The organism is Pseudomonas sp. GD03903, assembly GCF_029840045.1.
Taxonomy (GTDB): Bacteria; Pseudomonadota; Gammaproteobacteria; order Pseudomonadales; family Pseudomonadaceae; genus Pseudomonas; species Pseudomonas pseudonitroreducens.
Window position 1 is genome coordinate 65,081 of record NZ_JAOCBT010000016.1, and the last position, 25,163, is coordinate 90,243.

Below are 25,163 nucleotides of genomic sequence, written 5' to 3' on the forward strand. Positions count from 1 at the left end.
GAGCGGCGCGACGCCCTCCCCCTACCCGGTCAGGCGCCGAAGCGCTCCTCCAGCAGGTCGAACATCGCCGCGAAAGCGCGGCGCGCCACCTTGGCGTCGTACTGCATCTTGCCGGGGATCTGCGCGTGCGGATCGGTGAACGAGTGCGCGGCACCGCCGTAGCTGGTGAGTGCCCAATCCACCTTGGCGTCGATCATCTCCTTGGCGAACGCCGTCAGTTGCTCACGCGGCACGAAGGGATCGATGGCACCATCGAGGACCAGTACCGATCCTTTGATGTTCTGCGCATCGGCAGGATTCGGCGTATCCAGAGTGCCATGGAAAGACACCGCGGCGGCCAGCGGCGCGCCATCACGGGCCAGCTCCAGGGCGCAGCAGCCACCGAAGCAGAAGCCAAAGGTGGCGAGCTTCGTGGTATCCAGGGGCGCTTTGCCCGCCTGCTCCAGCAAGGTCTTGAGCGAGAGCTGCATGCGCTTGCGCAGCAGCGCGCGGTCGTTCTTCAGCGGCATCATGGCGGCGCCTGCCTGCTCCGGGCCATTGGGGCGCACGTCCTTGCCATAGAGATCGGCCACCAGCACCACATAGCCGCGCTCGGCGACCTTGCGGGCAATATCCACGGCGCCTTGGCTGACGCCCATCCAGTTCGGCGCCATCAGCAGGCCGGGGCGCGGCGCATTACTGGCAGCATCGAAGACCAGTTGGCCTTCGAAGGACACGCCATCGAGGCTGTAGGCGACAGGTTGCACGCTGATCTGGCTCATTCGGGTAGTCCCCTTTCGCTTGTCGGTGTAGTTGCTCGAGTACTTGAAAAACACAAAGCCCGCCGAGGCGGGCTTTGGGCTGGTTCAGCTTAGGCGGAAAGTTCCACCAGCAGCTTGTTCAGGCGGCGCACATAGGCGGCCGGGTCTTTCAGACTGTCCCCCGCAGCCAGGGCGGCCTGGTCGAAGAGGATGTGGGTCAGCTCACCGAAGCGGTCTTCGTCGGCTTCCGCATCGAGCTTCTCGATCAGCGGGTGGGCCGGGTTGAACTCGAAGATCGGCTTGGCTTCCGGCACTTTCTGCCCGCTGGCCTCGAGGATCTGGCGCATCTGCAGGCCCAGGTCCTGTTCGCCGATGGCGAGGATCGCCGGCGAGTCGGTCAGGCGATGGGAGACGCGCACCTCGGCAACTTCTTCGCCCAGCGCAGCTTTCAGGCGCTCGGCCAGCCCTTCTTTGGCCTTGGCGATCTCTTCCTGGGCCTTCTTGTCCTCTTCCGAGTCCAGGCTGCCTAGGTCGAGGTCGCCACGGGCGACGTCGACCAGCTGCTTGCCATCGAACTCCGGCAGGTAGCTCATCAGCCACTCGTCGATGCGGTCGGTGAGCAGCAGCACTTCGATGCCTTTCTTGCGGAAGACTTCCAGGTGCGGGCTGTTCTTCACCTGGGCGAAGCTTTCGCCGGTGAGGTAGTAGATCTTGTCCTGGCCTTCCTTCAGGCGGCCGATGTAGTCGGCCAGGGACACGCTCTGCTCGCCGCTCTCGTCGCTGGTGGAGGAGAAGCGCAGCAGGCCGGCGATCTTGTCCTTGTTGGCGAAGTCCTCGGCCGGACCTTCCTTGAGCACCTGGCCAAAGTTCTTCCAGAAGCCCTTGTAGGCCTCGGCATCGTTACTCGCCAGCTTCTCCAGCATGTCCAGGGAGCGCTTGGTCAGCGCGGACTTCATCGAATCGACGATGGGGCCGGACTGCAGGATTTCGCGGGAAACGTTCAGCGACAGGTCGTTGGAGTCCACCACACCCTTGATGAAGCGCAGGTACAGCGGCAGGAACTGGTCGGCCTGGTCCATGATGAACACCCGCTGCACGTACAGCTTCAGGCCGCGCGGTGCCTCGCGATGGTACAGGTCGAACGGCGCGCGGGCCGGGACGTAGAGCAGCGAGGTGTACTCGAGCTTGCCCTCGACCTTGTTGTGGCTCCAGGTCAGCGGGTTCTCGAAGTCATGGGCAATGTGCTTGTAGAACTCCTGGTACTCCTCGTCCTTCACCTCGGTGCGCGGACGGGTCCACAGGGCGCTGGCACGGTTGACCACTTCCCACTCGGCTTCGGCCGGCTTGTCGGCCTCTTCGCCGTGGTGCTCCTTCGGCAGCTCGATGGGCAGCGCGATGTGGTCGGAGTATTTCTTGATGATGTTGCGCAGGCGCCAGCCGTCAGCGAACTCGTCCTCGCCGTCCTTCAGGTGCAGGACGATACGGGTGCCGCGTTCCGCCTTGTCGACAGTGGCGACTTCGAACTCGCCCTCGCCTTTCGACGACCAGTGCACGCCCTCGCTTGCCGGCGCACCGGCGCGACGGCTGAATACGTCCACTTTGTCGGCAACGATGAAGGCGCTGTAGAAGCCCACACCGAACTGACCGATCAGGTGGGAATCCTTCTTCTGGTCACCGGAGAGGTTCTTCAGGAAGTCGGCGGTGCCGGACTTGGCGATGGTGCCCAGGTGCGCGATGACTTCCTCGCGGCTCATGCCGATGCCGTTGTCTTCGAGGGTGACGGTCTTGGCGTCCTTGTCGAAGCTCACACGAATCTTCAGTTCGGCACCGCCTTCGAGCAGCTCCGGCCTAGCCAGGGCTTCGAAACGCAGCTTGTCGGCGGCGTCGGAGGCGTTGGAAATCAGTTCACGAAGGAAGATTTCCTTGTTCGAATACAGGGAATGAATCATCAGGTGAAGCAACTGCTTCACTTCGGTCTGGAAGCCCAGTGTTTCTTTTTGAGTCTCCGCGCTCATTGTTTCTCGCTCCGAGGATGACAAATGCCGCGTCATGCGGCCGATGTCAGCGAGATGGGGGCTTCCCGAGCCAATTCAAGGGTTTGGAGAAAATTCGCCGACACATCGATGCCAGAGCATCGGCGCATGGTCAGTGCGCCGGCAACTCGATATCGGTGATTTCGCTGGGGCGCAGCGTATAACTGGCCTCCCCCGGCCCATCGATGACCCGGCGGATGACGACGCGGCCATCGGCGTTCAACCCGACGAAAACGCCTTCGGCGGTGCGCCCGCGCTCGGTGGTCACGCGCATGCTGCGGTTGACGTAACGCTGGGGCGCTGCCAGCAGGCGCTCGAGGTCCAGGCGACCGCTTTCCGGCACGGCCTGTACAGGGGCGCTCGCTTTCACCGGAGCGGGAGCCGGGGCTGGCGGCGCAATCATGCTCGCCGCCTTGAGTCGTGCAAAGCGATCTCCGCGCACGCCCCAGCCGCGTGCCGGGTCCTTCTCCAGCGTCACTTGCAGATCCTGCGTCTCGCCAGCGAACTCGACGGTCAATGGAACGACCTGGGAGACCCGCTGCGGATCCAGAGTCGGCATGTGGAGAATGGCAACGTCACGGCGGGCAAAGCGACGTTGCAGATAGTCCTGCAGCACATAACGCAGGGTATCGCGGGAATCGAATCGGTTGTCGACGGCGCCGTCGCGATAGCGCAGGCGATCGGTGAATACTTCGATGGTACCGGACAGGGTGGTCTGCATTTCCGCCGGCAGCACTAGGTGGAACACGCCCTCCATGCGATTGGGTGCCTTGGGGCGCAGGTCGAGGTGCAGGCTGTAGCCACGCTGCAGGCGCACCGCTTCGGGCAATTCCTCACCGGGTGCGAGCCAGCTGACTTCGATTTCCGGCAGGCGGCCCTTGTCGTCAGGCAGCACGTCCAGCCGGAGCGGGCCGCTGAGCGGAGCCGCCAGACGGACCTGGATTTCGCGGTGTGCGTAGAAATCCTGGCCTTCGCGCAGGCTGAGCACACCGTCGATGAATTCGGCCTGCTCGGGCACGAAGGGTTGGCCGTTCAGCTCACCGCGCAGGTCGATGGCCAGTTCAGGCTTGGCTGCCGGCTCGGGCTTGAGCCACTCCAGACGGAGGATCGCCTCCAGGCGCGCGCTGTCCTGGTTGGCCAGCATGGTCAGGCCGACTACCAGCGGAATACAGCCCAGGCCGCCCAGCGCCACGGCGCTTCGGGCGTGGCGCCAGTGAATCAGGACGAACAGCAGCGCCAATGGCGGCAGCAGGCTGGCGAGGCCCCAGAACAGGCTGCGCTCGAAAGCGCGTGCGATGAGCCAGACGTACCCGGCAAGAATCAGCAGCAGGCCGAGCAGGATCAGCAGCGTGTCCATTCAGGCGCCGTCGACCTTGAAGTGCGCGCGGGCAGTGGCAATCGGCTCAGTGCGAGTGGTCTGCCAGGCGGTGATGGCAACGTTGGCCACCCGCCGGCCCTGGCGCCAGACCTGGCACTGCGCGTAGGTATCGCGAAAGTGCCCGGCACGCAGGTAGTCGATGGAGAAGTCGATGATCTTGGGCATGTGTGGGATACCCATGAACATCAGCAGGTGCAGCAGCGCCGACTGCTCCATGAAACCGGCGATCACGCCGCCATGCAGGGCTGGCAGCGTGGGGTTGCCGATATTGTCCGGGTTGGCCGGCAGGTGGAAGATGGCGTCGTCGCCCAGGCGCAGGCAGCGCATGCCAAGCAACCGGGCGTAAGGGATCATCTCCAGCAGCGGGTCGTAGTCCTTGCTCTCGTGCGCCGCACGCACCATCTCCTCGATGCTCACCTTACTCATCCCTGGCCTCCATCGACATCGCGCTTCACGGTGCCGGCGGATACCGCCTTGCCCATGCGCATGAAGGTGCCGACCACATGGGCGATGGGTTCGCTGGGGTCGTCCTGATAGGCATAGCCACGGGTGAAGATGATGTTCGGGGTAACCCGGTAGCACTCGGCGAACCCGTAGACGTCCTTGTGCGGTTGCGCCGGGTGCATGTAGTCGATGCGCAGGTCCAGGGTCGGGCAGATTTCGAACTGCGGCAGCACGCAGACGGTGGAAATGCCGCAGGTGGTGTCCATCAGCGTGGTGATGGCACCGCCATGGATCACGCCGGTTTCCGGGTTGCCGACGATGGCTTCGCTGTAGGGAAGCCGCAGGGTCAGGCCGGAAGCGTCCGCGGCATGCGCGCTGATGCCCAGCAACTGGCAGTGGCGCAGCGCCGAAAGGAAGCGTTGGGCGCGCTCCAGGAGTGGGTTTTCGGACATGGGAAGGGTCGACCGATTGACTGCACGGGGCAGCATCATACCCCGGCCGTTGTCACTCCTGCAGTCAGGAAATTCAGGACCTTGGGAACATACGTTGAACTAATTCACATAACGTCGGTTCAAAGGGCTAACACCAGGAAAGCCGCACATGGAGGCTCCGCATGAAAAAAACCCTTCCCTTCGCTCTGCTGATCGTTGCAGGTCTGGGCCTTGCCGCCTGCGACAAGAAAGAAGAGCCGAAAGCGCCGCCGGCACCGGCCGCGACCGAGCAGCCGGCTACTCCGGCGCCGACCACCCCGCCGGCACCTGAAGCTTCCCCGGCCACTCCGGCCGCCCCGGCCAGTGCGCCGCAGGAGCCTGCAGGCGGCGAACAGAAGCAGTAATTCGCTTCCGTTGCACAAGACAAGGCCCGCATTTTGCGGGCCTTGTCGTTTCTGCCGTTTGCCACTCAGCCGCTGGGAGGAATGTCGTTATCCCGTGGCGCGTCGCCCTGGGGCGTCGGCGTGTAGACCATCACGTGGAGCACGCTGGAATGGAATTCGCGCTGGTACAGCACGCCCACCACGCCCGCCGTCACCAGCATGAAGATCCACGGATTGATGAACCAGGCCAGCATGGCCAGGCCGAAGTAGTAGGTGCGCAGGCCCTGGTTGAACTGGTGCGCCGCCAGAGATACCACGCGCGCCGCACGCTCGGCGAAGGACTTGCGCTCCAGCTCGCCAACATTGCGCTCCCCGACCATGGGCGCCGAACCGATCAGCACCGCCGCGAAGTTGTATTGGCGCATGCACCAGCTGAAGGTGAAGAAGGCATAGACGAACACTACCGACAGGCACAGCAGCTTGAGCTCTGAAAGCCCACGGGTGGGCGGGGTCACGAAAGGTAGGTCGGCAAGAACCGAGATCGTGCGCTCGGCCGAACCCAGCAAGGTGAGAATGCCGGCGAGGATGATCAGGGTGCTGGAGGCGAAGAACGAGGCATTACGCTCCAGATTGCCGATCACGCTGGCGTCCGCCACCCGGTTGTCGCGCAGCAGCACGCGGCGCATCCAGTCCTGGCGATAGAGGTGCAGCACGCTGGCCAGGCACGCGGTATCGCGGGCCTTGGTCTTGGCGTAGCGGGTGTAGCCGATCCAGCAGAAGAGGAACCAGAGGATGGCGAGCAGGTTCCAGAAGTACTGGATGTCGAACAGGTCGACGACGTCGGTCATGGATTTCCTTGCGATTCGAGGCGAATGAAGTCAGTACGCAGCCGATAGACGCCAGTTTATCGTTTCAGGACACGGCGCCCACGAGCGCGAATCGCAACCAAGAAAAAGGCCGCCTCGTGGGCGGCCTTTTTCATGGCTGGCGGGATATCAAGCCATCGCTTCCTGGGGTTTGCCCAGCAAGCGGTCGATCACCACCATCACGGCCAGCATGACGACCGAGGGGATCAGCCAGGCGAGGCCCTGCTCGGCCAGCGGCAGGTGTTCCATCCAGACCGGCATCCAGGCGTCGAGCTTGGCGCCCTTCAGAGCATCGATGATGCCGAAGACGAAGGAAATCACCATCACCGGGGCAACGATGCGGGTCTGCGAACGCCACAGGCTGGCGCAGAAGCTCAGCGCCACCAGCACGATGCACGGCGGGTAGATGGCGGTCAGCACGGGGATGGAGAACTGGATGAGCTTGGTCAGGCCCAGGTTCGATACCAGCAGCGAGAAGCCGGCCAGGATGATCACCAGGCTGCGATACGACAGCGGCAGGATGCGGCAGAAGTACTCGGCACAGGCACAGGTCAGGCCGACTGCGGTGACCAGGCAGGCCAGCGCGATGAGTACGGCGAGGAAAGTGCTGCCCAGCGAGCCGAAGGTGTGCTGCACGTATGCATGCAGGACGGCAGCGCCGTTGGCGGCACCGGCGGCGATGTCATGGCTGCCCGAGCCCAGGCGGAACAGGCTGATGTACACCAGCGCCAGGCCGACCCCGGCGATCAGGCCGGCGATGATGGCGTAGCGGGTGATCAGCCGCGGTGAGTCGACGCCACGGGAGCGGATCGCGTTGACGATGACGATGCCGAAGACCAGCGCGCCAAGGGTGTCCATGGTCAGGTAGCCATTGACGAAGCCCTGGGAAAACGCTGCCGTCTGGTAGGCCGGCTCAGCGATGCCGATGGGGCCGGCCGGCAACATGAAGGCGGCAATGCCCAGGGCGGCCAGGGCGATGATCTTCAGCGGCGCGAGGAAGCGGCCGACGGTATCCAGCAGCTTGCCCGGATACAGCGAGATCACCAGCACGATCAGGAAGTACACCAGGCTGTAGAGGAACAGCGGCAGAGCGCCCTCGCCGGTCAGCGGCGCCAGGCCGACTTCGAAGGACACGGTGGCGGTACGCGGGGTGGCGAACAGCGGCCCGACCGAGAGGTAGCAGACAGCCGCCAGCAGCCCGCCGGCGACCTTGCCGATCGGATGGCTCAGGGTGTCCATCGCCCCGCCGACCTTGGCCAGCGCCACGACGGTGATCACCGGCAGGCCGACCGCGGTGATCAGGAAGCCCAGCGCGGCCATCCACACATGCGGCCCCGACTGCAGGCCCACGATCGGCGGGAAGATGATGTTGCCCGCCCCGACGAACAGGGCGAAGGTCATAAAACCAAGTGCCAGGACGTCCTGGCCTTTCAAGACTTTCATGAAGGGAAATACCACAGTGCTTAAGCGGGTTTGTGGTCTCCCAAGGCACGCACGCCGTACAGACGTGACAAAGCCGCATCGAACGGGACTGGCCGACTCACTCGGGGCGAGCCTGCGGATCCTGTGATGCTGCTGTCATCGGTACGGTGATTTGTTCTTGGAAGTCCGATAGCAGAGGTTTTCCATGGGCTCGTGGCCCGGTTGCTCCTGCATTCTGGTTATCCCGCCATCCTTGACGGTCAGGAATCGCCGTCGCTTCCGGGTAGGAATTGACGGTGAGCGAGCCCTCCCTTGTGGGGAGCGCGACGCTTCATATAGTTGCTAGCCTAACGATCTATTCCGAGGAGCTGCACTGACATACGTCAGATCGTCCGCGTAATGATCGCCTATGTCGCCTGAGCGAAAATTCTGAGACGCCGCCGCAATGACAGAGGCCACCCGAAGGTGGCCTCTGTTGACGAACGGTTCAGTAAGCGAGGTGCTTACTTGACCGCCCAGCCGGTCAGCTCGGCCAGGGCCTTGCCGATGTCGGCCAGCGAACGCACGGTTTTCACACCAGCGTCCTGCAGGGCGGCGAACTTCTCGTCCGCAGTGCCCTTGCCGCCGGAGATGATGGCGCCGGCGTGGCCCATGCGCTTGCCGGGCGGTGCGGTCACACCAGCGATGTAGGACACCACCGGCTTGGTCACGTTGGCCTTGATGTAGGCAGCGGCTTCTTCTTCAGCCGAACCACCGATCTCGCCGATCATGACGATGGCTTCGGTTTTCGGGTCTTCCTGGAACAGCTTCAGGATGTCGATGAAGTTGGAGCCCGGGATCGGGTCACCACCGATGCCCACGCAGGTGGACTGGCCGAAGCCGGCGTCGGTGGTCTGCTTCACGGCTTCATAGGTCAGGGTGCCGGAACGCGACACGATGCCTACCTTGCCCGGCAGGTGGATGTGACCCGGCATGATGCCGATCTTGCACTCGCCGGGAGTGATCACGCCCGGGCAGTTCGGGCCGATCAGGCGTACGCCCAGCTCGTCGCACTTGACCTTGGCTTCCAGCATGTCGATGGTCGGAATGCCTTCGGTGATGCAGACGATCAGCTTGATGCCGCCGAAGGCTGCTTCCAGGATCGAGTCCTTGCAGAACGGAGCCGGAACGTAGATGACCGAAGCGTCAGCGCCGGTAGCTTCCACGGCTTCCTTGACGGTGTTGAACACCGGCAGGCCCAGGTGGGTGGTGCCGCCCTTGCCGGGGGTCACGCCGCCAACCATCTTGGTGCCGTAGGCGATGGCTTGTTCGGAGTGGAAGGTACCCTGCGAGCCGGTGAAGCCCTGGCAGATGACTTTGGTGTCTTTATTGATCAGGACGCTCATTACTTACCCTCCGCGGCCTTGACGACTTGCTGGGCAGCGTCGGTCAGGCTGGTCGCCGCGATGATGTTCAGACCGCTTTCGGCCAGGACCTTGGCGCCGAGGTCGGCGTTGTTGCCTTCCAGACGAACGACAACCGGGATTTTCACGCCGACTTCTTTCACGGCGCCGATGATGCCTTCGGCAATCATGTCGCAGCGAACGATGCCGCCGAAGATGTTCACCAGAACGGCAGCGACGTTGCTGTCGGACAGGATGATCTTGAACGCTTCGGTCACGCGCTCTTTGGTGGCACCGCCGCCAACGTCGAGGAAGTTGGCCGGCTTGCCGCCGTGCAGGTTGACGATGTCCATGGTGCCCATGGCCAGGCCAGCGCCGTTGACCATGCAGCCGATGTTGCCTTCCAGCGCGACGTAGTTCAGTTCCCACTTCTGCGCATGGGCTTCACGAGCGTCGTCCTGGGACGGGTCGTGCATGGCGCGCAGCTTGGGCTGACGGTACATGGCGTTGGAGTCGATGTTGATCTTGGCGTCCAGGCAGTGCAGGTTGCCGTCTTTCTTGATCACCAGCGGGTTCACTTCCAGCAGCGCCAGGTCGTAGTCCTGGAACAGCTTGGCCAGGCCAACGAAGATGTGGGTGAACTGCTTGATCTGGTCGCCTTTCAGGCCCAGCTGGAAAGCCAGCTCGCGACCCTGGTAGGGCTGAGCGCCAACCAGCGGATCGATGGTGGCCTTGAGGATCTTCTCAGGGGTTTCGTGCGCCACTTTCTCGATGTCCACGCCACCTTCGGTGGAGGCCATGAAGACAATGCGACGGCTGGAACGGTCGACAACGGCGCCGAGGTACAGCTCCTTGTCGATGTCGGTGCAGGATTCCACCAGGATCTTGCTGACCGGCTGGCCATTGGCGTCAGTCTGGTAAGTCACCAGACGCTTGCCCAGCCAGTTGGCGGCGAACGCCTTGGCGTCCTCTTTGCTCTTGACCAGCTTCACACCGCCCGCTTTACCGCGGCCACCGGCGTGTACCTGGGCTTTAACGACCCACTCGGTACCACCGATTTTTTCACAGGCTTCTGCGGCCTCTTCGGGTGTGTCGACGGCGAAGCCCTTGGATACGGGCAGGCCGTACTCAGCGAACAGCTGCTTACCCTGATATTCGTGGAGATTCATGCTTGTCTACCGTTTTCGTCTTGGGTATTGCGCATTCGGCGCGGCGCTCGTGGCACCACGCCACCTGTGACCGAGTCCCCCTCGGGGGAGAAACGATCCGGCGGGTGGAAGGCAGCCCCTCGCAAAAGACTGCCGCCCTCCCCGCCGTGGTCCCGTTCCTTAGCGCTTCTTGCGGTTGGCGATGTGGATGGCGTGGCCATTCACTGCCAGGGCCGCTTCGTGCAGCGCTTCGGACAGAGTCGGGTGGGAGAAGACCATCATGCCCAGGTCTTCGGCACTGGTGCCGAATTCCATGCCGATCGCGCCTTGCTGAACCAGCTCGGCGGCGCTCGGGCCGATCACGTGGACGCCCAGTACGCGGTCGGTCTTGGCATCGGCGATGACCTTGACCAGACCGGTGGTGTCGTTGGCAGCCATGGCACGGCCGCTGGCGGCGAACGGGAAGGTGCCGACGTTGACTTCGACGCCTTCGCCTTTGAGCTGCTGCTCGGTCTTGCCGACCCATGCGATTTCCGGGTGGGTGTAGATCACCGACGGAATCAGGTCGTAGTTCATCTGAGCCTTGTGGCCAGCGATGCGCTCGGCAACCATCACGCCCTCTTCCGAGGCCTTGTGCGCCAGCATGGCGCCACGGACCACGTCACCGATGGCGTAGACGCCCGGAACGCTGGTCTTGCAGTGGTCGTCGACGAAGATGAAGCCGCGCTCGTCCAGGGTCACGCCGCTGTCGGCGGCCAGCAGGTCGGTGGTCACCGGGCGACGGCCCACGGCCACGATCAGCTTGTCGAAGGTTTCCTTCTGCTCGCCGTTAGCGTCGGTGAAGGTCACGGTGACTTGCTTCTTCTTCACGTCCGAACCGGTGACGCGAGCGCCCAGGCGGATGTTCAGACCTTGCTTGGTCAGGACCTTCAGGGCTTCCTTGGCGATCTGCTCGTCGGCAGCCGGGAGGAACTTGTCCAGGGCTTCCAGAACGGTGACTTCAGCGCCCAGGCGAGCCCAGACCGAACCCAGTTCCAGGCCGATGACGCCAGCGCCGATCACGCCCAGCTTCTTCGGTACGCTCTGGAATTCCAGGGCGCCGGTGGAGTCGACGATCACGTCTTCGGTCAGCGGGGCCGGCGGGATTTCAACCGGCTTGGAGCCCGAGGCGATGATGATGTTGTCGGCTTCCAGAACCTGGGTCTTGCCGTCCAGGCCGGTCACTTCGACCTGCTTGTTGGCCAGGACCTTGCCGTGGCCTTCGAAGGAGGTCACGCCATTGGCCTTGAACAGGGTGGCGATGCCGCCGGTCAGGTTCTTCACGATGTTGGCCTTGCGGGCAACCATCGCCGGAACGTCCATCTTCACGCCGCCGGTGGAGATACCGTGGATCTCGAAGCCTTCTTTGGCTTCCTTGTACTTCCAGGAGCTGTCCAGAAGGGCCTTGGACGGAATGCAGCCTACGTTCAGGCAGGTACCGCCGAGAGCGACCTTACCCTCTTTACCGATGTATTTCTCGATGCAAGCGGTCTTCAGGCCGAGCTGGGCGGCACGAATAGCGGCTACGTAGCCGCCAGGGCCGGCACCAATCACAACCACGTCGAATTTCTGGCTCATGTCTCAATCCTTATTCCGGTGAAGCGGACGGCCCCTCGCGGGGCCGTCGTGTAGTACGGGGCCGTCGTGTGAATTGACGTATCAGACGTCCAGCAGCAGGCGAGCCGGGTCTTCCAGCAGATCCTTCATGGTGACCAGGAAGCTTACCGCTTCCTTGCCATCGATCATGCGGTGATCGTAGGACAGCGCCAGGTACATCATCGGCAGGATGACCACCTGACCGTTAACGGCCATCGGGCGCTCCTGGATCTTGTGCATGCCGAGGATCGCGGTCTGCGGCGGGTTGACGATCGGAGTCGACAGCAGGGATCCAAATACGCCACCGTTGGAAATGGTGAAAGTACCACCGGTCATGTCTTCGATGGACAGCTTGCCGTCTTTGGCTTTCTTGCCGAAGGTGGCGATGCCGTTCTCGATCTCGGCCAGGCTCATGAACTCGGCGTTACGCAGAACCGGTACGACCAGACCGCGGTCGCTGGAAACTGCCACACCGATGTCCTGGTAGCCGTGGTAGACGATGTCGTTGCCGTCGATCGACGCGTTGACACCCGGGAAGCGCTTCAGGGCTTCTGTGGCGGCCTTGACGAAGAAGGACATGAAGCCCAGGCGTACGCCGTTGTGCTTCTTCTCGAACAGGTCCTTGTACTTGTTGCGCAGGTCCATGATCGGCTTCATGTTGACTTCGTTGAAGGTAGTCAGCATGGCCATGGAGGACTGGGCTTCGACCAGACGCTCGGCAACCTTGGCGCGCAGGCGGGTCATCGGAACGCGCTTCTCGACGCGGTCGCCAGCGGCGAACACCGGTGCAGCGGCAGCCGGAGCGGCAGCCTTGGCAACCGGAGCGGCAGCCGGGGCGTTCTTCTTGGCTTCAACGGCAGCAACGACGTCTTCCTTGGTGACGCGACCGCCTTTGCCGGTACCGGCCAGGCTGTTCGGGTCGATGCCGTTCTCTTCGGCCAGCTTGCGGGCGGCCGGCGAGAGGATGTTGTCGTCGCCAGCGGCAGCAGCGGCCGGTGCAGCGGCAGCCGGTGCGGCAGCCGGAGCCGAGGCAGCAGCCGGAGCGGCAGCGGCGGCACCGCCCTCGCTCAGCTTGCCCAGCAGCTCGTTGGAGAGAACGGTATCGCCTTCGTTCTTGACGATCTCGGCCAGGACGCCGTCGGCCTCGGCCAGCACTTCGATCACGACCTTGTCGGTCTCGATGTCAACGATCAGCTCGTCACGCTTGACGGCTTCACCGACCTTCTTGTGCCAGGTTGCAACGGTGCCGTCGGCAACCGATTCCGGGAAGGTTGGGGCTTTGATTTCGATAGCCATTATGTGTGTTTCCTTAAATTCGGTATCAACTGCGCGTTGGCGTTAAACGGTGAAGGCGTCCTGCAGCAGTTTTTCCTGCTGCTCGGCGTGCATCGAAGCGTAGCCGCAAGCCGGAGCTGCCGAGCCTTCGCGGCCCGCGTATTCCAGGTTGAGACCTTTCTTGTGCGCGGCGATGACACGACGCATATGGTGCTGCGAGCAGAACCAGGCACCCTGGTTCATCGGCTCTTCCTGGCACCAGACGATGTGCTTGAGGTTCTTGTACTGCGACAGCACCTCGGCCAGATCGTCTTCCGGGAACGGATACAGCTGTTCGAGGCGAACGATCGCGATGTTCTCGAGACCTTCGGCGCGACGCTTCTCCAGCAGGTCGTAGTACACCTTGCCGCTGCACAGCACGATGCGGTCGACTTTCTTCGGATCCAGGCTGTCGATCTCATTGATCACAGTCTGGAACGAACCGTCGGCCAGATCTTCCAGGGTCGAGATGGCCAGCTTGTGACGCAGCAGCGACTTCGGAGTCATCACGATCAGCGGTTTGCGCAGCGGACGGATCACCTGACGGCGCAGCATGTGGTAGACCTGGGCCGGGGTAGTCGGCACGCAGACCTGGATGTTCTGCTCGGCGCACAGCTGCAGGTAACGCTCCAGGCGCGCGGAGGAGTGCTCCGGACCCTGGCCCTCGTAACCGTGCGGCAGCAGCATGGTCAGACCACACAGACGTTGCCACTTGGTTTCGCCGCTGGTGATGAACTGGTCGATCACGACCTGTGCACCGTTGGCGAAGTCACCGAACTGGGCTTCCCAGGTCACCAGCGCGTTCGGCATGGTGGTGGCGTAGCCGTATTCGAATGCCAGTACTGCTTCTTCCGAGAGGTAGGAGTCGTACAGGCTGACGCGCGGCTGGCCTTCGAACAGGTTGGCCAGCGGGATGTAGACCGAGTCGTCCTTCTGGTTGTGCAGCGCCGCGTGGCGGTGCGAGAAGGTGCCGCGGCCGACGTCCTGACCGGTCATGCGCACCGGGTGACCTTCGAACAGCAGGGTGGCGTAGGCCAGGTTCTCGGCGAAGCCCCAGTTGATCGGCATGCCACCGGCAGCCATCTTCGCGCGGTCTTCGTAGATCTTCTGCACCTGACGCTGCATGACGAAGCCGTCCGGGGTTTCCAGCAGCTTGGCGGAGAGGTCCTGCAGGGTCTTCAGGTCGAAACGGGTGTCGTGACGCGCGGTCCAGGCATGGCCCACGTACGGACGCCAGTCGACGAAGAGCTCCTTGTTGGGCTCCTTCACCAGGCTCTTCACCACGTGCTGGCCGTTGTCGAGAGCGTCGCGGTATTCGTCGACCTTCTCCTGGGCCTGCTCGGTGGTCTGCACGCCGGCTGCGATCAGCGCGTCGGCATACAGGTCACGGGTGGTGCGCTGCTTGGCGATCTGCTGGTACATCAGCGGCTGGGTGCCGCTCGGCTCGTCAGCCTCGTTGTGGCCACGACGGCGGTAGCAGACCAGATCGATGACCACGTCACGCTTGAACTGCATGCGGTAGTCGACGGCCAGCTGGGTCACGAACAGGACCGCTTCCGGATCGTCGCCATTCACATGGAAGATCGGCGCCTGGATCATCTTGGCCACGTCGGTCGCGTACTCGGTGGAACGAGCATCGTCCTGGCGGCTGGTGGTGAAGCCCACCTGGTTGTTGATCACGATGTGGATGGTGCCGCCCGTCTTGTAAGCACGGGTCTGCGACATCTGGAAGGTCTCCATGACCACGCCCTGCCCCGCGAAGGCGGCATCACCGTGGATGGAGATCGGCACGACCTTGTCGCCGGTGCCGTCCTTGCGACGGTCCTGGCGGGCGCGTACCGAACCCTCGACCACCGGAGAAACGATTTCCAGGTGCGAGGGGTTGAACGCCAGGGCCAGGTGGACTTCGCCGCCGCTGGTCATGACGTTGGAGGAGAAGCCCTGGTGGTATTTCACGTCACCGGAGCCCATCTCGACCAGCTTCTTGCCTTCGAACTCGTCGAACAGCTCGCGCGGGTTCTTGCCCAGGGTGTTGACCAGGACGTTCAGACGGCCGCGGTGGGCCATGCCGATGACGATTTCCTTCACACCATAGGAGCCGGAACGCTGGATGATCTCGTCGACCATCGGGATCAGGCTCTCGCCGCCTTCCAGGCCGAAGCGCTTGGTGCCCGGGTACTTGGTGCCCAGGTACTTTTCCAGGCCTTCGGCAGCGGTCAGGCGCTCGAGCAGGTGGGAGCGGGCGTCGGCGGAGTACGTCGGACGGCCACGGACGCTTTCCAGGCGCTGGGCGAACCAGTGGCGCTGTTCGGAATCGACGATATGCATGAATTCGGCGCCGATGGTGCTGCAGTAGGTCTGCTTCAGCGCATCGAGGATTTCACGCAGGGTCGCTTCTTCCTTGCCGATGTAGAGCTCACCGGTCCGGAAAGTAGTGTCGAGGTCTGCAGCGGTGAGCCCGTAATGTTCCAGCGACAGGTCGGAGGGAGCGGTACGCACCCAGAGACCCAGCGGATCAAGCGATGCTGCCTGATGTCCACGCAGACGGTATGCCAGGATCAGGCGCAGGACTTCAACCTGCTTTTTCTCGTGCTCGGTGCTTACGCTGCCAGCGGAAACAGGCGCGGCACGGCGCTGGTTCTTGGCCAGGAGTACGAAATGATCACGGATAGAGGAATGCGAAACGTCGGGGGCAGGATTGCCGTCGGCAGGAAGCTTCTGGAAGTACGTGCGCCACTCTTCTGGCACAGCGTTCGGGTCGTGCAGGTAGAGCTCGTAGAGCTCTTCGACGTAGGCAGCGTTTCCACCGGATAGATGGGCACTGTTCCACATCCGCTGCATTACGCTTTCGTGCATGCTTGGTCACCCTCGGTAAGGGGACTCCACCTGTGGAACCTCTGGCGCGAAGTCAAACACAGCGACTTCAAGCCACCGATTCCCGCAGATAGTCCGGGTACCAGCCCGGATGCCCCTGCTGGTCATATATACGTTTTCAAAACAGGACCCCCGCTTTGTGGGCTTGGGTCCTAAGGACTGTACCGCCGGACAATGTTCCGGCGGCACAGGTGTCGCTCTTTCATGATCTGTGGGCGCAAGGCCCGCAGATCAAGTGCCGCTCTGCAGCAGCATGTTACGGATGTGGCCGATTGCCTTGGTGGGGTTCAGACCCTTCGGGCAAACGTTCACGCAGTTCATGATCCCGCGGCAGCGGAAGACGCTGAACGGGTCATCCAGGCTCGCCAGGCGCGCCTGAGTTTCGGTGTCACGGCTGTCGGCCAGGAAGCGATAGGCCTGCAGCAGCGCGGCGGGACCCAGGAACTTGTCGGGGTTCCACCAGAACGACGGGCAGGAGGTCGAGCAGCAGGCGCACAGGATGCACTCGTACAGACCGTCCAGCTTCTCGCGCTCTTCCGGGCTTTGCAGACGCTCGATGGCCGGAGCTGCATACTTGTTCTGCAGGAACGGCTTCACGCTCTCGTACTGCTTGTAGAAGATGCGCATGTCGACGACCAGGTCACGGATGACCGGCAGGCCCGGCAGCGGACGCAGGACCAGCTTGCCGCCCTTCAGGCCAGCGGCCGACAGGGGGGTGATGCAGGCCAGGCCGTTCTTGCCGTTGATGTTCATGCCGTCGGAGCCGCAAACGCCCTCACGGCAGGAACGACGGTAGGAGAAGCCCTCGTCCTGTTCCTTGATCAGTGCCAGCACGTCCAGGACCATGATGTCCTTGCCGTCGGTATCGACCTGGAAGTCCTGCATGTAGGGTGCAGCGTCCTTCTCAGGGTTGTAGCGGTAAACACTCACTTGCAACATGGCGGGCACCCTTAGTAAGTACGAACCTTGGGTTCGAATGCCGGAACAGTTTTCGGCGCGAAGTTGACGGCACGCTTGGCTACACGCTTCTCACCCGGGAAGTACAGGGTGTGGCACAGCCAGTTCTCGTCATCGCGCTCCTCGAAGTCTTCGCGGGCATGCGCGCCGCGGGACTCTTTGCGGGCTTCTGCCGCAATCGCAGTGGCTTCGGCCACTTCGAGGAGGTTCTGCAGTTCCAGCGCTTCGATACGCGCCGTGTTGAATGCCTGGCTCTTGTCGTTGATCTTGACGGTGGCGATACGCTCACGCAGATCAGCCAGCTGAGCGATACCTTTCTGCATGTACTCGCCGGTACGGAACACACCGAAGTAGTTCTGCATGCAGGATTGCAGCTCGCGCTTGAGCGGAGCGACTTCTTCGCCGCTGGTGCGCTCGTTCACGCCGTTCAGGCGCTTGAAAGCGGATTCCAGGTCGGACTCGGAAGCCTGGCGGTGCTCGATACCATCCTTGAGCGCCTTCTCCAGGTGCAGGCCGGTGGCACGACCGAACACAACCAGGTCGAGCAGCGAGTTGCCGCCCAGACGGTTGGCGCCGTGTACCGATACGCAAGCCACTTCGCCTACGGCGAACAGGCCTTCGATGATCTGCTCGTTGCCGTTGGCATCGGTAGTCAGGGCCTGGCCATGGATGTTGGTGGCAACGCCGCCCATCATGTAGTGGCAGGTCGGGATGACCGGGATCGGAGCGACAACCGGGTCGACGTGGGCGAAGGTCTTGGACAGTTCGCAGATGCCGGGCAGGCGGCTGTGCAGAACTTCTTCGCCGAGGTGGTCGAGCTTCAGCAGTACGTGGTCCTTGTTCGGGCCCACGCCGTTGCCGGCGATCACTTCTTTCACCATGGAGCGGGCAACCACGTCGCGGCCGGCCAGGTCTTTCGCGTTCGGAGCATAACGCTCCATGAAACGCTCGCCATGGGCGTTGATCAGGTAGCCGCCTTCACCGCGGCAGCCTTCGGTGACCAGTACACCAGCGCCGGCGATGCCGGTCGGGTGGAACTGCCACATCTCGATGTCCTGCACCGGCACGCCAGCACGAAGGGCCATACCGATGCCGTCACCGGTGTTGATCAGGGCGTTGGTGGTGGAGGCGTAGATACGGCCGGCACCGCCAGTGGCCAGGACCACGGCTTTGGAGCGGATATAAACGGTGTCGCCGGTTTCGATGTCGATGGCGATGACGCCAACCACATGACCGTCCTGGTTCTTCACCAGGTCAACCGCGTACCACTCATTAAGGAAGGAAGTACCGTTCTTCAGGTTGGCCTGATAGAGGGTATGCAGCAGCGCGTGACCGGTACGGTCAGCCGCGGCGCAGGTACGGGCAGCCTGGCCACCCTTGCCGAAGTCCTTGGACTGGCCACCGAACGGACGCTGGTAGATGCGGCCCTGCTCGGTACGGGAGAACGGCAGGCCCATGTGTTCCAGCTCGAACACGGCTTCCGGGCCGACGGAGCACATGTATTCGATGGCGTCCTGGTCACCGATGTAGTCGGAGCCCTTGACGGTGTCGTACATGTGCCAGCGCCAATCGTCGTTCGGGTCGGCCGAAGCGATGGCGCAGGTGATGCCGCCCTGGGCGGATACGGTGTGCGAACGGGTCGGGAAGACCTTGGTCACCACGGCAGTCTTGTGACCACCCTGGGCCAGTTGCAGCGCAGCGCGCATGCCGGCGCCGCCGCCACCAACGATGATGGCGTCGAAAGAAAGAGTACGAATGCTAGCCATGGATCAGTTACCCCAGAGAATCTGCACACCCCAGACGAAGAATGCGAACATGGCCATGCCGCATACCGCCTGGACGAGGAAACGCACGACGGTCGCGGACTTGCCCAGCGCCATCGGAGTCAGGTAGTCGGTAGTGATGGTCCACATACCAACCCATGCGTGCACGCTCAGGGAAACCAGCGTCAACAGGCTGAAGATCTTCATCAGGCTGTGGGAGAACAGACCATGCCACTCGGCGTAGGTGATACCCGGGTGAGCGATCAGGAAGCCCAGCAGGAAGAGAACATAAGCCGCGAGAACGACCGCGGAGACGCGCTGGACCATCCAGTCGTAGAGACCCGAACGCGACAAGTTAGTGACGTTAGTTACCATACCCATACCCCCGCCAGAACGATCAGCACCACTGCGACAGCGATGACGATTTTCGAACCACGCTTACCGCCTTCCAGTGTTTCGCCAATACCTGCATCCATGATGAGGTGACGAATACCGGCTACCAGGTGGTACAGCAGCGCAGACAGCAGGCCCCAAATCACAAGCTTGACCAACGGATGGGTCAGACACGCCTTCACCTGCTCGAAGCTTTCTTCCGAAGCGAGGGAACGATCCAGTGCAAACAGCAGCACTGCGATACCCACGAACAGAATGACGCCAGAGATGCGGTGGAGAATCGACGTGTAAGCAGTGATAGGGAGTTGGATGGTCCTTAGGTCTAGGTTTACGGGTCGTTTGCTATTCACGGCTTTTTTCACACTGAGAGCCCTTCTATGGATCAGGGCTAGTTGTCGGGAGGTGCACTTGTCAGGTACCCATCACCTTCGGGAGTGACAACCACCAATCAAGCTAGGCCGGACGGCCCTTGGCGGCTGGTCGCCGAGTATAGACAGTTAGGCCCCTAATGACAACGGAAAGACCTCCACCTAAGGACTAATTGCCGCACCCCCATAAAAGGCGTAAACAGGCAAATTTTTCCGGCAAAACAGGGGCTTGGAGGAGCCAAACTTCTCCGATTGTGCAAATTGACATTCGGATTTATCTCTCTATAGTGGTGCGGGCCCTGCGTGGGGGGTCGTACAGATGATTTCAAGCATAAATAGGAGGCCATCATGGCTGACAAAAAAGCGCAGTTGATCATCGAGGGCGCTGCCCCCGTCGAACTGCCTGTCCTCTCCGGCACGCTGGGTCCCGATGTTGTCGACGTGCGGGGCCTGACCTCCACGGGTCACTTCACTTTCGACCCCGGCTTCATGTCCACCGCCTCCTGCGAGTCGAAGATCACCTACATCGATGGTGATAAAGGTGTACTGCTGCATCGCGGCTACCCGATCGAACAGCTCGCCGAGAAGTCCGACTACCTGGAAACCTGCTACCTGCTGCTCAACGGCGAACTGCCCACTGCCGAGCAGAAAGAGAAGTTCGTCGGCACCATCAAGAACCACACCATGGTTCACGAGCAGCTGAAGACCTTCTTCAACGGTTTCCGCCGTGATGCGCACCCGATGGCCGTGATGTGCGGCGTGATCGGTGCCCTCTCCGCCTTCTATCACGACTCCCTGGACATCAATAATCCGAAGCACCGGGAAGTCTCGGCGCATCGTCTGATCGCCAAGATGCCGACCATCGCTGCCATGGTGTACAAGTACTCCAAGGGCGAGCCGATGATGTACCCGCGCAACGACCTGAACTATGCAGAAAACTTCCTGCATATGATGTTCAACACCCCTTGCGAGACCAAGCCGATCAGCCCTGTGCTGGCCAAGGCCATGGACCGCATCTTCATCCTGCACGCCGACCACGAGCAGAACGCCTCCACCTCCACCGTGCGCCTGGCGGGCTCCTCGGGTGCCAACCCGTTCGCCTGTATCGCCTCGGGCATCGCGGCCCTGTGGGGGCCGGCCCACGGCGGTGCGAACGAAGCCGTTCTGCGCATGCTGGACGAGATCGGTGACGTATCGAACATCGAGAAGTTCGTGGCCAAGGCCAAGGACAAGAACGATCCGTTCAAGCTGATGGGCTTCGGCCACCGCGTCTACAAGAACTTCGACCCGCGCGCCAAGGTCATGAAACAGACCTGCGACGAGGTTCTCCAGGAGCTGGGCATCAACGACCCGCAGCTGGAACTGGCCATGAAGCTGGAAGAAATCGCCCGCCACGACCCCTACTTCGTGGAGCGCAACCTCTACCCGAACGTGGACTTCTACTCCGGCATCATCCTGAAGGCCATCGGCATCCCGACCAGCATGTTCACCGTGATCTTCGCCCTGGCACGTACCGTGGGCTGGATTTCGCACTGGCAGGAAATGCTCTCCGGCCCGTACAAGATTGGCCGTCCGCGCCAGCTGTACACCGGCGCCACCCAGCGCGATTTCGTGGACCTCAAGGCCCGCTAAGCGCTACGGCGTAAAAGAAAGGCCGCCTTCGGGCGGCCTTTTTATTGCCACGGCTTTTCTGTAGGAGCGAGCTTGCTCGCGAACCCCTTGACGCCATTACGGCTGGAAATCCCATTCGCGAGCAAGCTCGCTCCTACGAAGAGCCTGCCGGCAAACGATTGCAGGATCACGCCATGTACGTTGCCACGGTCATGGCCCCTTTCTTACAGGAACGAAAAAGCCGCCCGAAGGCGGCTTTTTCACGAAAGGGAACGACAGCGCCGATTACTTCTCGGCAGCGCTGCGCAGGCCCTTCAGGGTGTTCATCGGTGCATCCACCACGAAGCTGTTGGCCAGCCAGGACGGAATGCTGCCACCCGGCTCGGTCTGCACCTGGTAGGTCACTTCGGTCACGCCCGCGCCCTTGGGCACCAGCTTCCACTCGCCGATCAGTTTCGGCACGCGGATTTCACCCTTCTCTTCCGGAATGTAGCTCGGCTCGGCCTTCAGATGACGGATCAGGCCGCCGTCGGCGGTCTTCTCGGTGGTCACGTGGATCACCACGTCACGACCGGTCACCGGCCAGGGCATGTCGATCTTCGAGTAGGTCCAGGAATTGTCGCCCTCGGTCTTCAGCAGACGCATCTCGGCGCAGGCGTGAATCCACTTGCAGGATCCGGCCACGTCTTCCTGCAGGGCGTTGATCTTGGCCACATCGGCCTTGATGTCGACGACGCCACGGTAGGCCTTGTACTTGGAACCTGCGACCGGGCTGAGGAAGACTTTCACACCGTCGTCTTCCTTCTCCAGCTTCCAGTCTTCCGCCAGGGCAGTACCGGCAAAGCCCATCACGGCAGTGGCCAGCAGGGTCATACGCAATACACCACGCATCGTCTTACCTCTCTTTATTCTTGATCTTGTGGGGGCAACAAATGCTGTCGCCCCGTCGCAATCCGCGGTCTTGAGCGGGTTGGGGCGTCAGTATGGACCGCGAAAACGTGACTTCCAAGTCACATCAGGCGGCGGTGATACGCTCCCACTCGGTGAGAATCTGCAAAGCCTGTTCGTTGCTGCTGCCGCAGGCATCGGCGTCCGCATCGAAGGCCGCACAAACCTTTGGACGCCGCGAGTCGCCGAATAGTTTGCACAGATTGCGCTCATCCAACTGTACGCAGCGCACACCCGCGGGCTTGCCGTCAGGCATGCCGGGGATGGGCGAGGAAATCGACGGCGCTATGCAGCAGGCGCCACAGCCGATACGGCATTGCATGGTTGATGGACTCTCGACTCAGGGATCACGGGTTGGAGCGCAGCAGTCCCTGCTCGCGCAGTGCCGCCACCAGATGCTCGCCCTCGGCGGAGCCTGCGCGGTAGAAAACCGCCGGCTCGCCAATCGGCGTGGGGACGTCAACTGTCCCGCCGGCAGCCACCTCAAAGGTGCTGCCGCTCCACAGGTGCACCCAGCGCCCCTCGGGCAATGCCACGTTCAGGCGCTGCACGCCGGGCTCCAGTACCGGTGCCAGCAGAAATTGGTCGCCGAGCATATAGCTCGTCGGCGTTTCCGCCAAGCTGGCCGGATCAGCGGGGAACTCCAGCCACAGCGGGCGCACCAGCGGCCAACCGTGCTGGGCCGCCTCGTCCATCAGGCGCTGACGGTACGGCGCCAGCTCGCGGAATACACTGGCGAAGCGCTGCAACTGCGCCACCGTGGCCGACGTGCTGTAGGCCTGCACGTTGTCGTCCGGACGGTTGCCCTCGTGGGTGCGCAGCAGACTGGTGAAGGCGGAAAACTCCATCCAGCGCAGCAGCAGTTCCTCGCTGCGGTGGTAGTTCCTGATCGGGCTGCTGATGGTGGTGTAGCCGCCGGTATCGCTGTGGTTCAGGCTGAACCCGGAAACACCCCCGGAGAGCAACCCCAACAGCGCGCTGTGCAGGCCGTCGTCGGCGTCCCAGGTCACCAACTGGTCGCCCAGCCACAGGCTGGTGGTCAGGCCGGGGCTGCGGCTGTAGGCGGAACGCATGAAGAACAGCAGGTCGCCTGGCCCCTCCTCGTCCACCAGTTGCCGGTTGAGCTTCGCCCACAACTCCGGATAGCGGTTGTGCAACGCCGCCGCCGGCTCACCGGACGCCAGCTTCGCGTCATAGGGCAAGGCCTCGCCGAAGTCCGCCATCCAGCCGGAGAAGCCGGCGCCGAGCATTTCCTCGCGCATCACTCCACGCAGCCATTCAGCGGCCTGAGGACTGGTCAGGTCGACCAAGCCGGCGCTGAAGCTGGTGTTCTGCAACAGAAGAGGCTGCCCCTGGGCGTCCACCGTCAGGTAGCCGTGCTCCAGCGCTTCCCGGTAGAGATTGCGGGTCGTCCCACCCTTCTCCGCCGTGTCCACCAGGAATGGGTTCACGTAGGCCAGGCTGCGAATACCCTTGGCGCGCAGCTCGGCATTGAACGCCGACCAGCCCGGATAGCGCTCACCATCGAGCACCCAGTTCCACCACAGTTGCTTGCCGAAACTGGTGCTGCGCTGGCCAACCCAATCCTGCACCCAGACGCCGGCCAGCGGCACCTTCGCCTGCTCCAGCTGCTGGACGATGCCACGCACACGCTCGGTGCCGCCCTGCAGGCCGAGGATCGCCCCCTGCTGCGTCCAGGCCGGCAACGGCGGCATGCGCCCGACTACCGAGGTGTGTGCTTCGATCAATGCCTTGGGACTGCTGCCTTTATAGAAGTGCGCCTTGAGTTTGCCGGCGTGCACTTCCAGCGCCACGCGCTGATCGTCACGCAGGTCGAAGACCTGGTACTCCGACGCCTCGCTGAAGAAGCCGTGCAGGCACGAGGTGAGGTAGAAAGGTACCGGCGCGTAGGTGGTCCACCAATCACCGCCGGCGCGGTTGGTCAGGTCGGCGGCCAGGGTGATGGGCTGCAGGCCCCGCCCCACGCCCTGTTCCTGCACCAGGATCGGCAACCGGCGCCCGCTCAGGTTGAAGCGGGTGAACTGCTCGCCGAAGCCGTGAAACTGCTCGTCGGACTCCCGCGCCCAAGCCAGATAGAGACGGTTCAGCGCCGGGTCATCCAGGCTCACATCCATCAGCACACCGCGCTCGCCATCGGCACGCAGTGCAACGCTGTAAGGCACCTGCCGACCATCGTCGCAACCCAGTTTCCCCGAGATCAGCAGCTCATCCGTCCCGCCCCGAACGGCATCCAGCTGTTGCTGGCGACACAGCAAACCACGGTGTTCGTGGACGAACATTGCGCCACGATGCTCCTCGGCCTCGACACGTCCGAGGCCGGCGGCGAGGAACCCGCCACGGGTCTGCCACAGCGTCTGCGCGGGGTGCTCGCCCGCTAGCAAGGCGAAGGATGCGCCGTCCCATTCCAGGCGATAGCCACCCAGCTTCCAGCTCTGCCCGGCCGCCATGGCCGGCGCCACCGTCAGCTGCGCCCAGACCGGCCGCTGCTGCCACCACTGCCAGCCCTTCCAGCCACCAACCCCCAGCATTCCCAGCGCCAGCAGAACTGCGCTTGCCCGCAACAAGACTCTGATCACTACCCCGCCCCTTGGCTTTCGCGCGGCGCTCCACTAGGCTCTGGCGCAGTCCCCCACTGGAGCCGCTGCCATGCCGGTCTGGCTGCAAACCGCGTTTCTTCTGTCGCTCTCCAACCTGTTCATGACCTTCGCCTGGTACGGCCACCTGAAAACCCTGAACAGCAAGCCGTGGATCATCGCGGCGCTGGTCAGCTGGGGCATCGCACTGTTCGAGTACTTGCTGCAGGTGCCGGCCAACCGCATCGGTTACACGGTGATGTCGGTGGGGCAACTGAAGATCATGCAGGAGGTCATCACGCTGGCGGTCTTCGTGCCGTTCAGCGTGTACTTCATGCAGCAGCCACTGAAGCTCGACTACTTGTGGGCCGGCTTGTGCCTGCTGGGCGCGGTGTACTTTATCTTCCGCGCCTGAGGCGAGCAGGAGCGGCGCACGACGATCTCTGCGACCGATGGCGCCACCTGCGGGGAATAGAGCG

Annotated in this window: 22 protein-coding genes; 3 read left to right on the forward strand and 19 right to left on the reverse strand. The window is 62.7% G+C overall.

Annotated elements, in window-relative coordinates:
• Positions 1-29 precede the first annotated feature (29 nt).
• The 5 genes from N5C91_RS22415 to N5C91_RS22435 form a co-directional block, all read right to left on the reverse strand.
• Complete coding sequence (locus N5C91_RS22415) at positions 30-761, reverse strand: dienelactone hydrolase family protein (protein ID WP_279832064.1); 732 nt, start codon at positions 759-761, stop codon at positions 30-32.
• A gap of 89 nt (positions 762-850) precedes the next feature.
• Positions 851-2,755, reverse strand: coding sequence for a molecular chaperone HtpG (gene htpG / locus N5C91_RS22420; protein ID WP_279832065.1), 1,905 nt, complete (start codon positions 2,753-2,755; stop codon positions 851-853).
• 130 nt (positions 2,756-2,885) lie between these two features.
• Positions 2,886-4,130, reverse strand: a complete 1,245-nt coding sequence (locus N5C91_RS22425) for an MFS transporter (RefSeq protein ID WP_279832066.1) — start codon at positions 4,128-4,130, stop codon at positions 2,886-2,888.
• Entirely contained in the window at positions 4,131-4,577 is a 447-nt protein-coding gene (locus N5C91_RS22430; protein ID WP_236174653.1) for a PaaI family thioesterase, read from the reverse strand.
• Positions 4,574-5,047, reverse strand: coding sequence for a PaaI family thioesterase (locus N5C91_RS22435; protein ID WP_236174652.1), 474 nt, complete (start codon positions 5,045-5,047; stop codon positions 4,574-4,576). Before N5C91_RS22435 ends, N5C91_RS22430 begins: the two co-directional genes overlap by 4 nt.
• Before the next feature lie 161 nt (positions 5,048-5,208).
• Between N5C91_RS22435 and N5C91_RS22440 the strand changes: the two genes are divergently transcribed.
• Positions 5,209-5,430 carry a hypothetical protein gene (locus N5C91_RS22440; RefSeq protein ID WP_279832068.1) on the forward strand — a complete coding sequence of 74 codons (222 nt, stop codon included), beginning with the start codon at positions 5,209-5,211 and terminating at the stop codon, positions 5,428-5,430.
• A 65-nt stretch (positions 5,431-5,495) separates the two neighbouring features.
• Here N5C91_RS22440 and N5C91_RS22445 read toward each other — a convergent pair whose 3' ends face one another.
• The 11 genes from N5C91_RS22445 to sdhC form a co-directional block, all read right to left on the reverse strand.
• The gene (locus N5C91_RS22445) at positions 5,496-6,257 is read right to left on the reverse strand and encodes a DUF599 family protein (protein ID WP_236174651.1); all 762 of its coding nucleotides are present in this window, start codon (positions 6,255-6,257) and stop codon (positions 5,496-5,498) included.
• Between the two features lie 147 nt (positions 6,258-6,404).
• On the reverse strand, positions 6,405-7,718 hold the full coding sequence (gene brnQ, locus N5C91_RS22450) for a branched-chain amino acid transport system II carrier protein (RefSeq protein WP_236174650.1): 1,314 nt from the start codon (positions 7,716-7,718) through the stop codon (positions 6,405-6,407).
• Between the two features lie 482 nt (positions 7,719-8,200).
• Entirely contained in the window at positions 8,201-9,082 is an 882-nt protein-coding gene (sucD, locus tag N5C91_RS22455) for a succinate--CoA ligase subunit alpha (protein ID WP_207883052.1), read from the reverse strand.
• Positions 9,082-10,248 carry an ADP-forming succinate--CoA ligase subunit beta gene (gene sucC / locus N5C91_RS22460; protein WP_015477516.1) on the reverse strand — a complete coding sequence of 389 codons (1,167 nt, stop codon included), beginning with the start codon at positions 10,246-10,248 and terminating at the stop codon, positions 9,082-9,084. Before sucC ends, sucD begins: the two co-directional genes overlap by 1 nt.
• Before the next feature lie 159 nt (positions 10,249-10,407).
• A complete protein-coding gene (lpdA, locus tag N5C91_RS22465; RefSeq protein WP_279832074.1) occupies positions 10,408-11,844 on the reverse strand; it encodes a dihydrolipoyl dehydrogenase in 1,437 nt (478 codons plus the stop codon).
• Positions 11,845-11,925: 81 nt separating this feature from the next.
• Entirely contained in the window at positions 11,926-13,158 is a 1,233-nt protein-coding gene (gene odhB, locus N5C91_RS22470) for a 2-oxoglutarate dehydrogenase complex dihydrolipoyllysine-residue succinyltransferase (RefSeq protein ID WP_236174648.1), read from the reverse strand.
• 42 nt (positions 13,159-13,200) lie between these two features.
• Entirely contained in the window at positions 13,201-16,032 is a 2,832-nt protein-coding gene (locus tag N5C91_RS22475; RefSeq protein ID WP_236174647.1) for a 2-oxoglutarate dehydrogenase E1 component, read from the reverse strand.
• A gap of 249 nt (positions 16,033-16,281) precedes the next feature.
• Positions 16,282-16,989 carry a succinate dehydrogenase iron-sulfur subunit gene (locus N5C91_RS22480; RefSeq protein ID WP_024765470.1) on the reverse strand — a complete coding sequence of 236 codons (708 nt, stop codon included), beginning with the start codon at positions 16,987-16,989 and terminating at the stop codon, positions 16,282-16,284.
• A gap of 11 nt (positions 16,990-17,000) precedes the next feature.
• Positions 17,001-18,773, reverse strand: coding sequence for a succinate dehydrogenase flavoprotein subunit (gene sdhA, locus N5C91_RS22485; protein ID WP_054907941.1), 1,773 nt, complete (start codon positions 18,771-18,773; stop codon positions 17,001-17,003).
• A 3-nt stretch (positions 18,774-18,776) separates the two neighbouring features.
• Positions 18,777-19,145 (reverse strand): succinate dehydrogenase, hydrophobic membrane anchor protein, encoded by a 369-nt coding sequence (gene sdhD, locus N5C91_RS22490; protein WP_024765472.1) that lies wholly within the window; start codon positions 19,143-19,145, stop codon positions 18,777-18,779.
• Complete coding sequence (sdhC, locus tag N5C91_RS22495) at positions 19,139-19,525, reverse strand: succinate dehydrogenase, cytochrome b556 subunit (protein WP_236174646.1); 387 nt, start codon at positions 19,523-19,525, stop codon at positions 19,139-19,141. Before sdhC ends, sdhD begins: the two co-directional genes overlap by 7 nt.
• A 354-nt stretch (positions 19,526-19,879) precedes the next feature.
• Here sdhC and gltA point away from each other — a divergent pair, with 354 nt between their 5' ends.
• On the forward strand, positions 19,880-21,163 hold the full coding sequence (gene gltA / locus N5C91_RS22500; RefSeq protein ID WP_045208034.1) for a citrate synthase: 1,284 nt from the start codon (positions 19,880-19,882) through the stop codon (positions 21,161-21,163).
• 264 nt (positions 21,164-21,427) lie between these two features.
• On the opposite strand, the gene N5C91_RS22505 is transcribed toward gltA, so the two are convergent.
• The 3 genes from N5C91_RS22505 to N5C91_RS22515 all read right to left on the reverse strand — a co-directional run bounded on the left by N5C91_RS22505 (position 21,428) and on the right by N5C91_RS22515 (position 24,687).
• On the reverse strand, positions 21,428-22,033 hold the full coding sequence (locus N5C91_RS22505; protein WP_236174645.1) for an START domain-containing protein: 606 nt from the start codon (positions 22,031-22,033) through the stop codon (positions 21,428-21,430).
• A gap of 124 nt (positions 22,034-22,157) precedes the next feature.
• Positions 22,158-22,412, reverse strand: a complete 255-nt coding sequence (locus tag N5C91_RS22510; protein ID WP_054907940.1) for a YkgJ family cysteine cluster protein — start codon at positions 22,410-22,412, stop codon at positions 22,158-22,160.
• A gap of 25 nt (positions 22,413-22,437) precedes the next feature.
• Positions 22,438-24,687, reverse strand: coding sequence for an alpha-glucosidase (locus N5C91_RS22515; protein ID WP_279832079.1), 2,250 nt, complete (start codon positions 24,685-24,687; stop codon positions 22,438-22,440).
• Positions 24,688-24,757: 70 nt separating this feature from the next.
• On the opposite strand from N5C91_RS22515, the gene N5C91_RS22520 reads away from it, so the two are divergent.
• Positions 24,758-25,099, forward strand: coding sequence for a DMT family protein (locus N5C91_RS22520; RefSeq protein ID WP_017518056.1), 342 nt, complete (start codon positions 24,758-24,760; stop codon positions 25,097-25,099).
• Positions 25,100-25,163 lie beyond the last annotated feature (64 nt).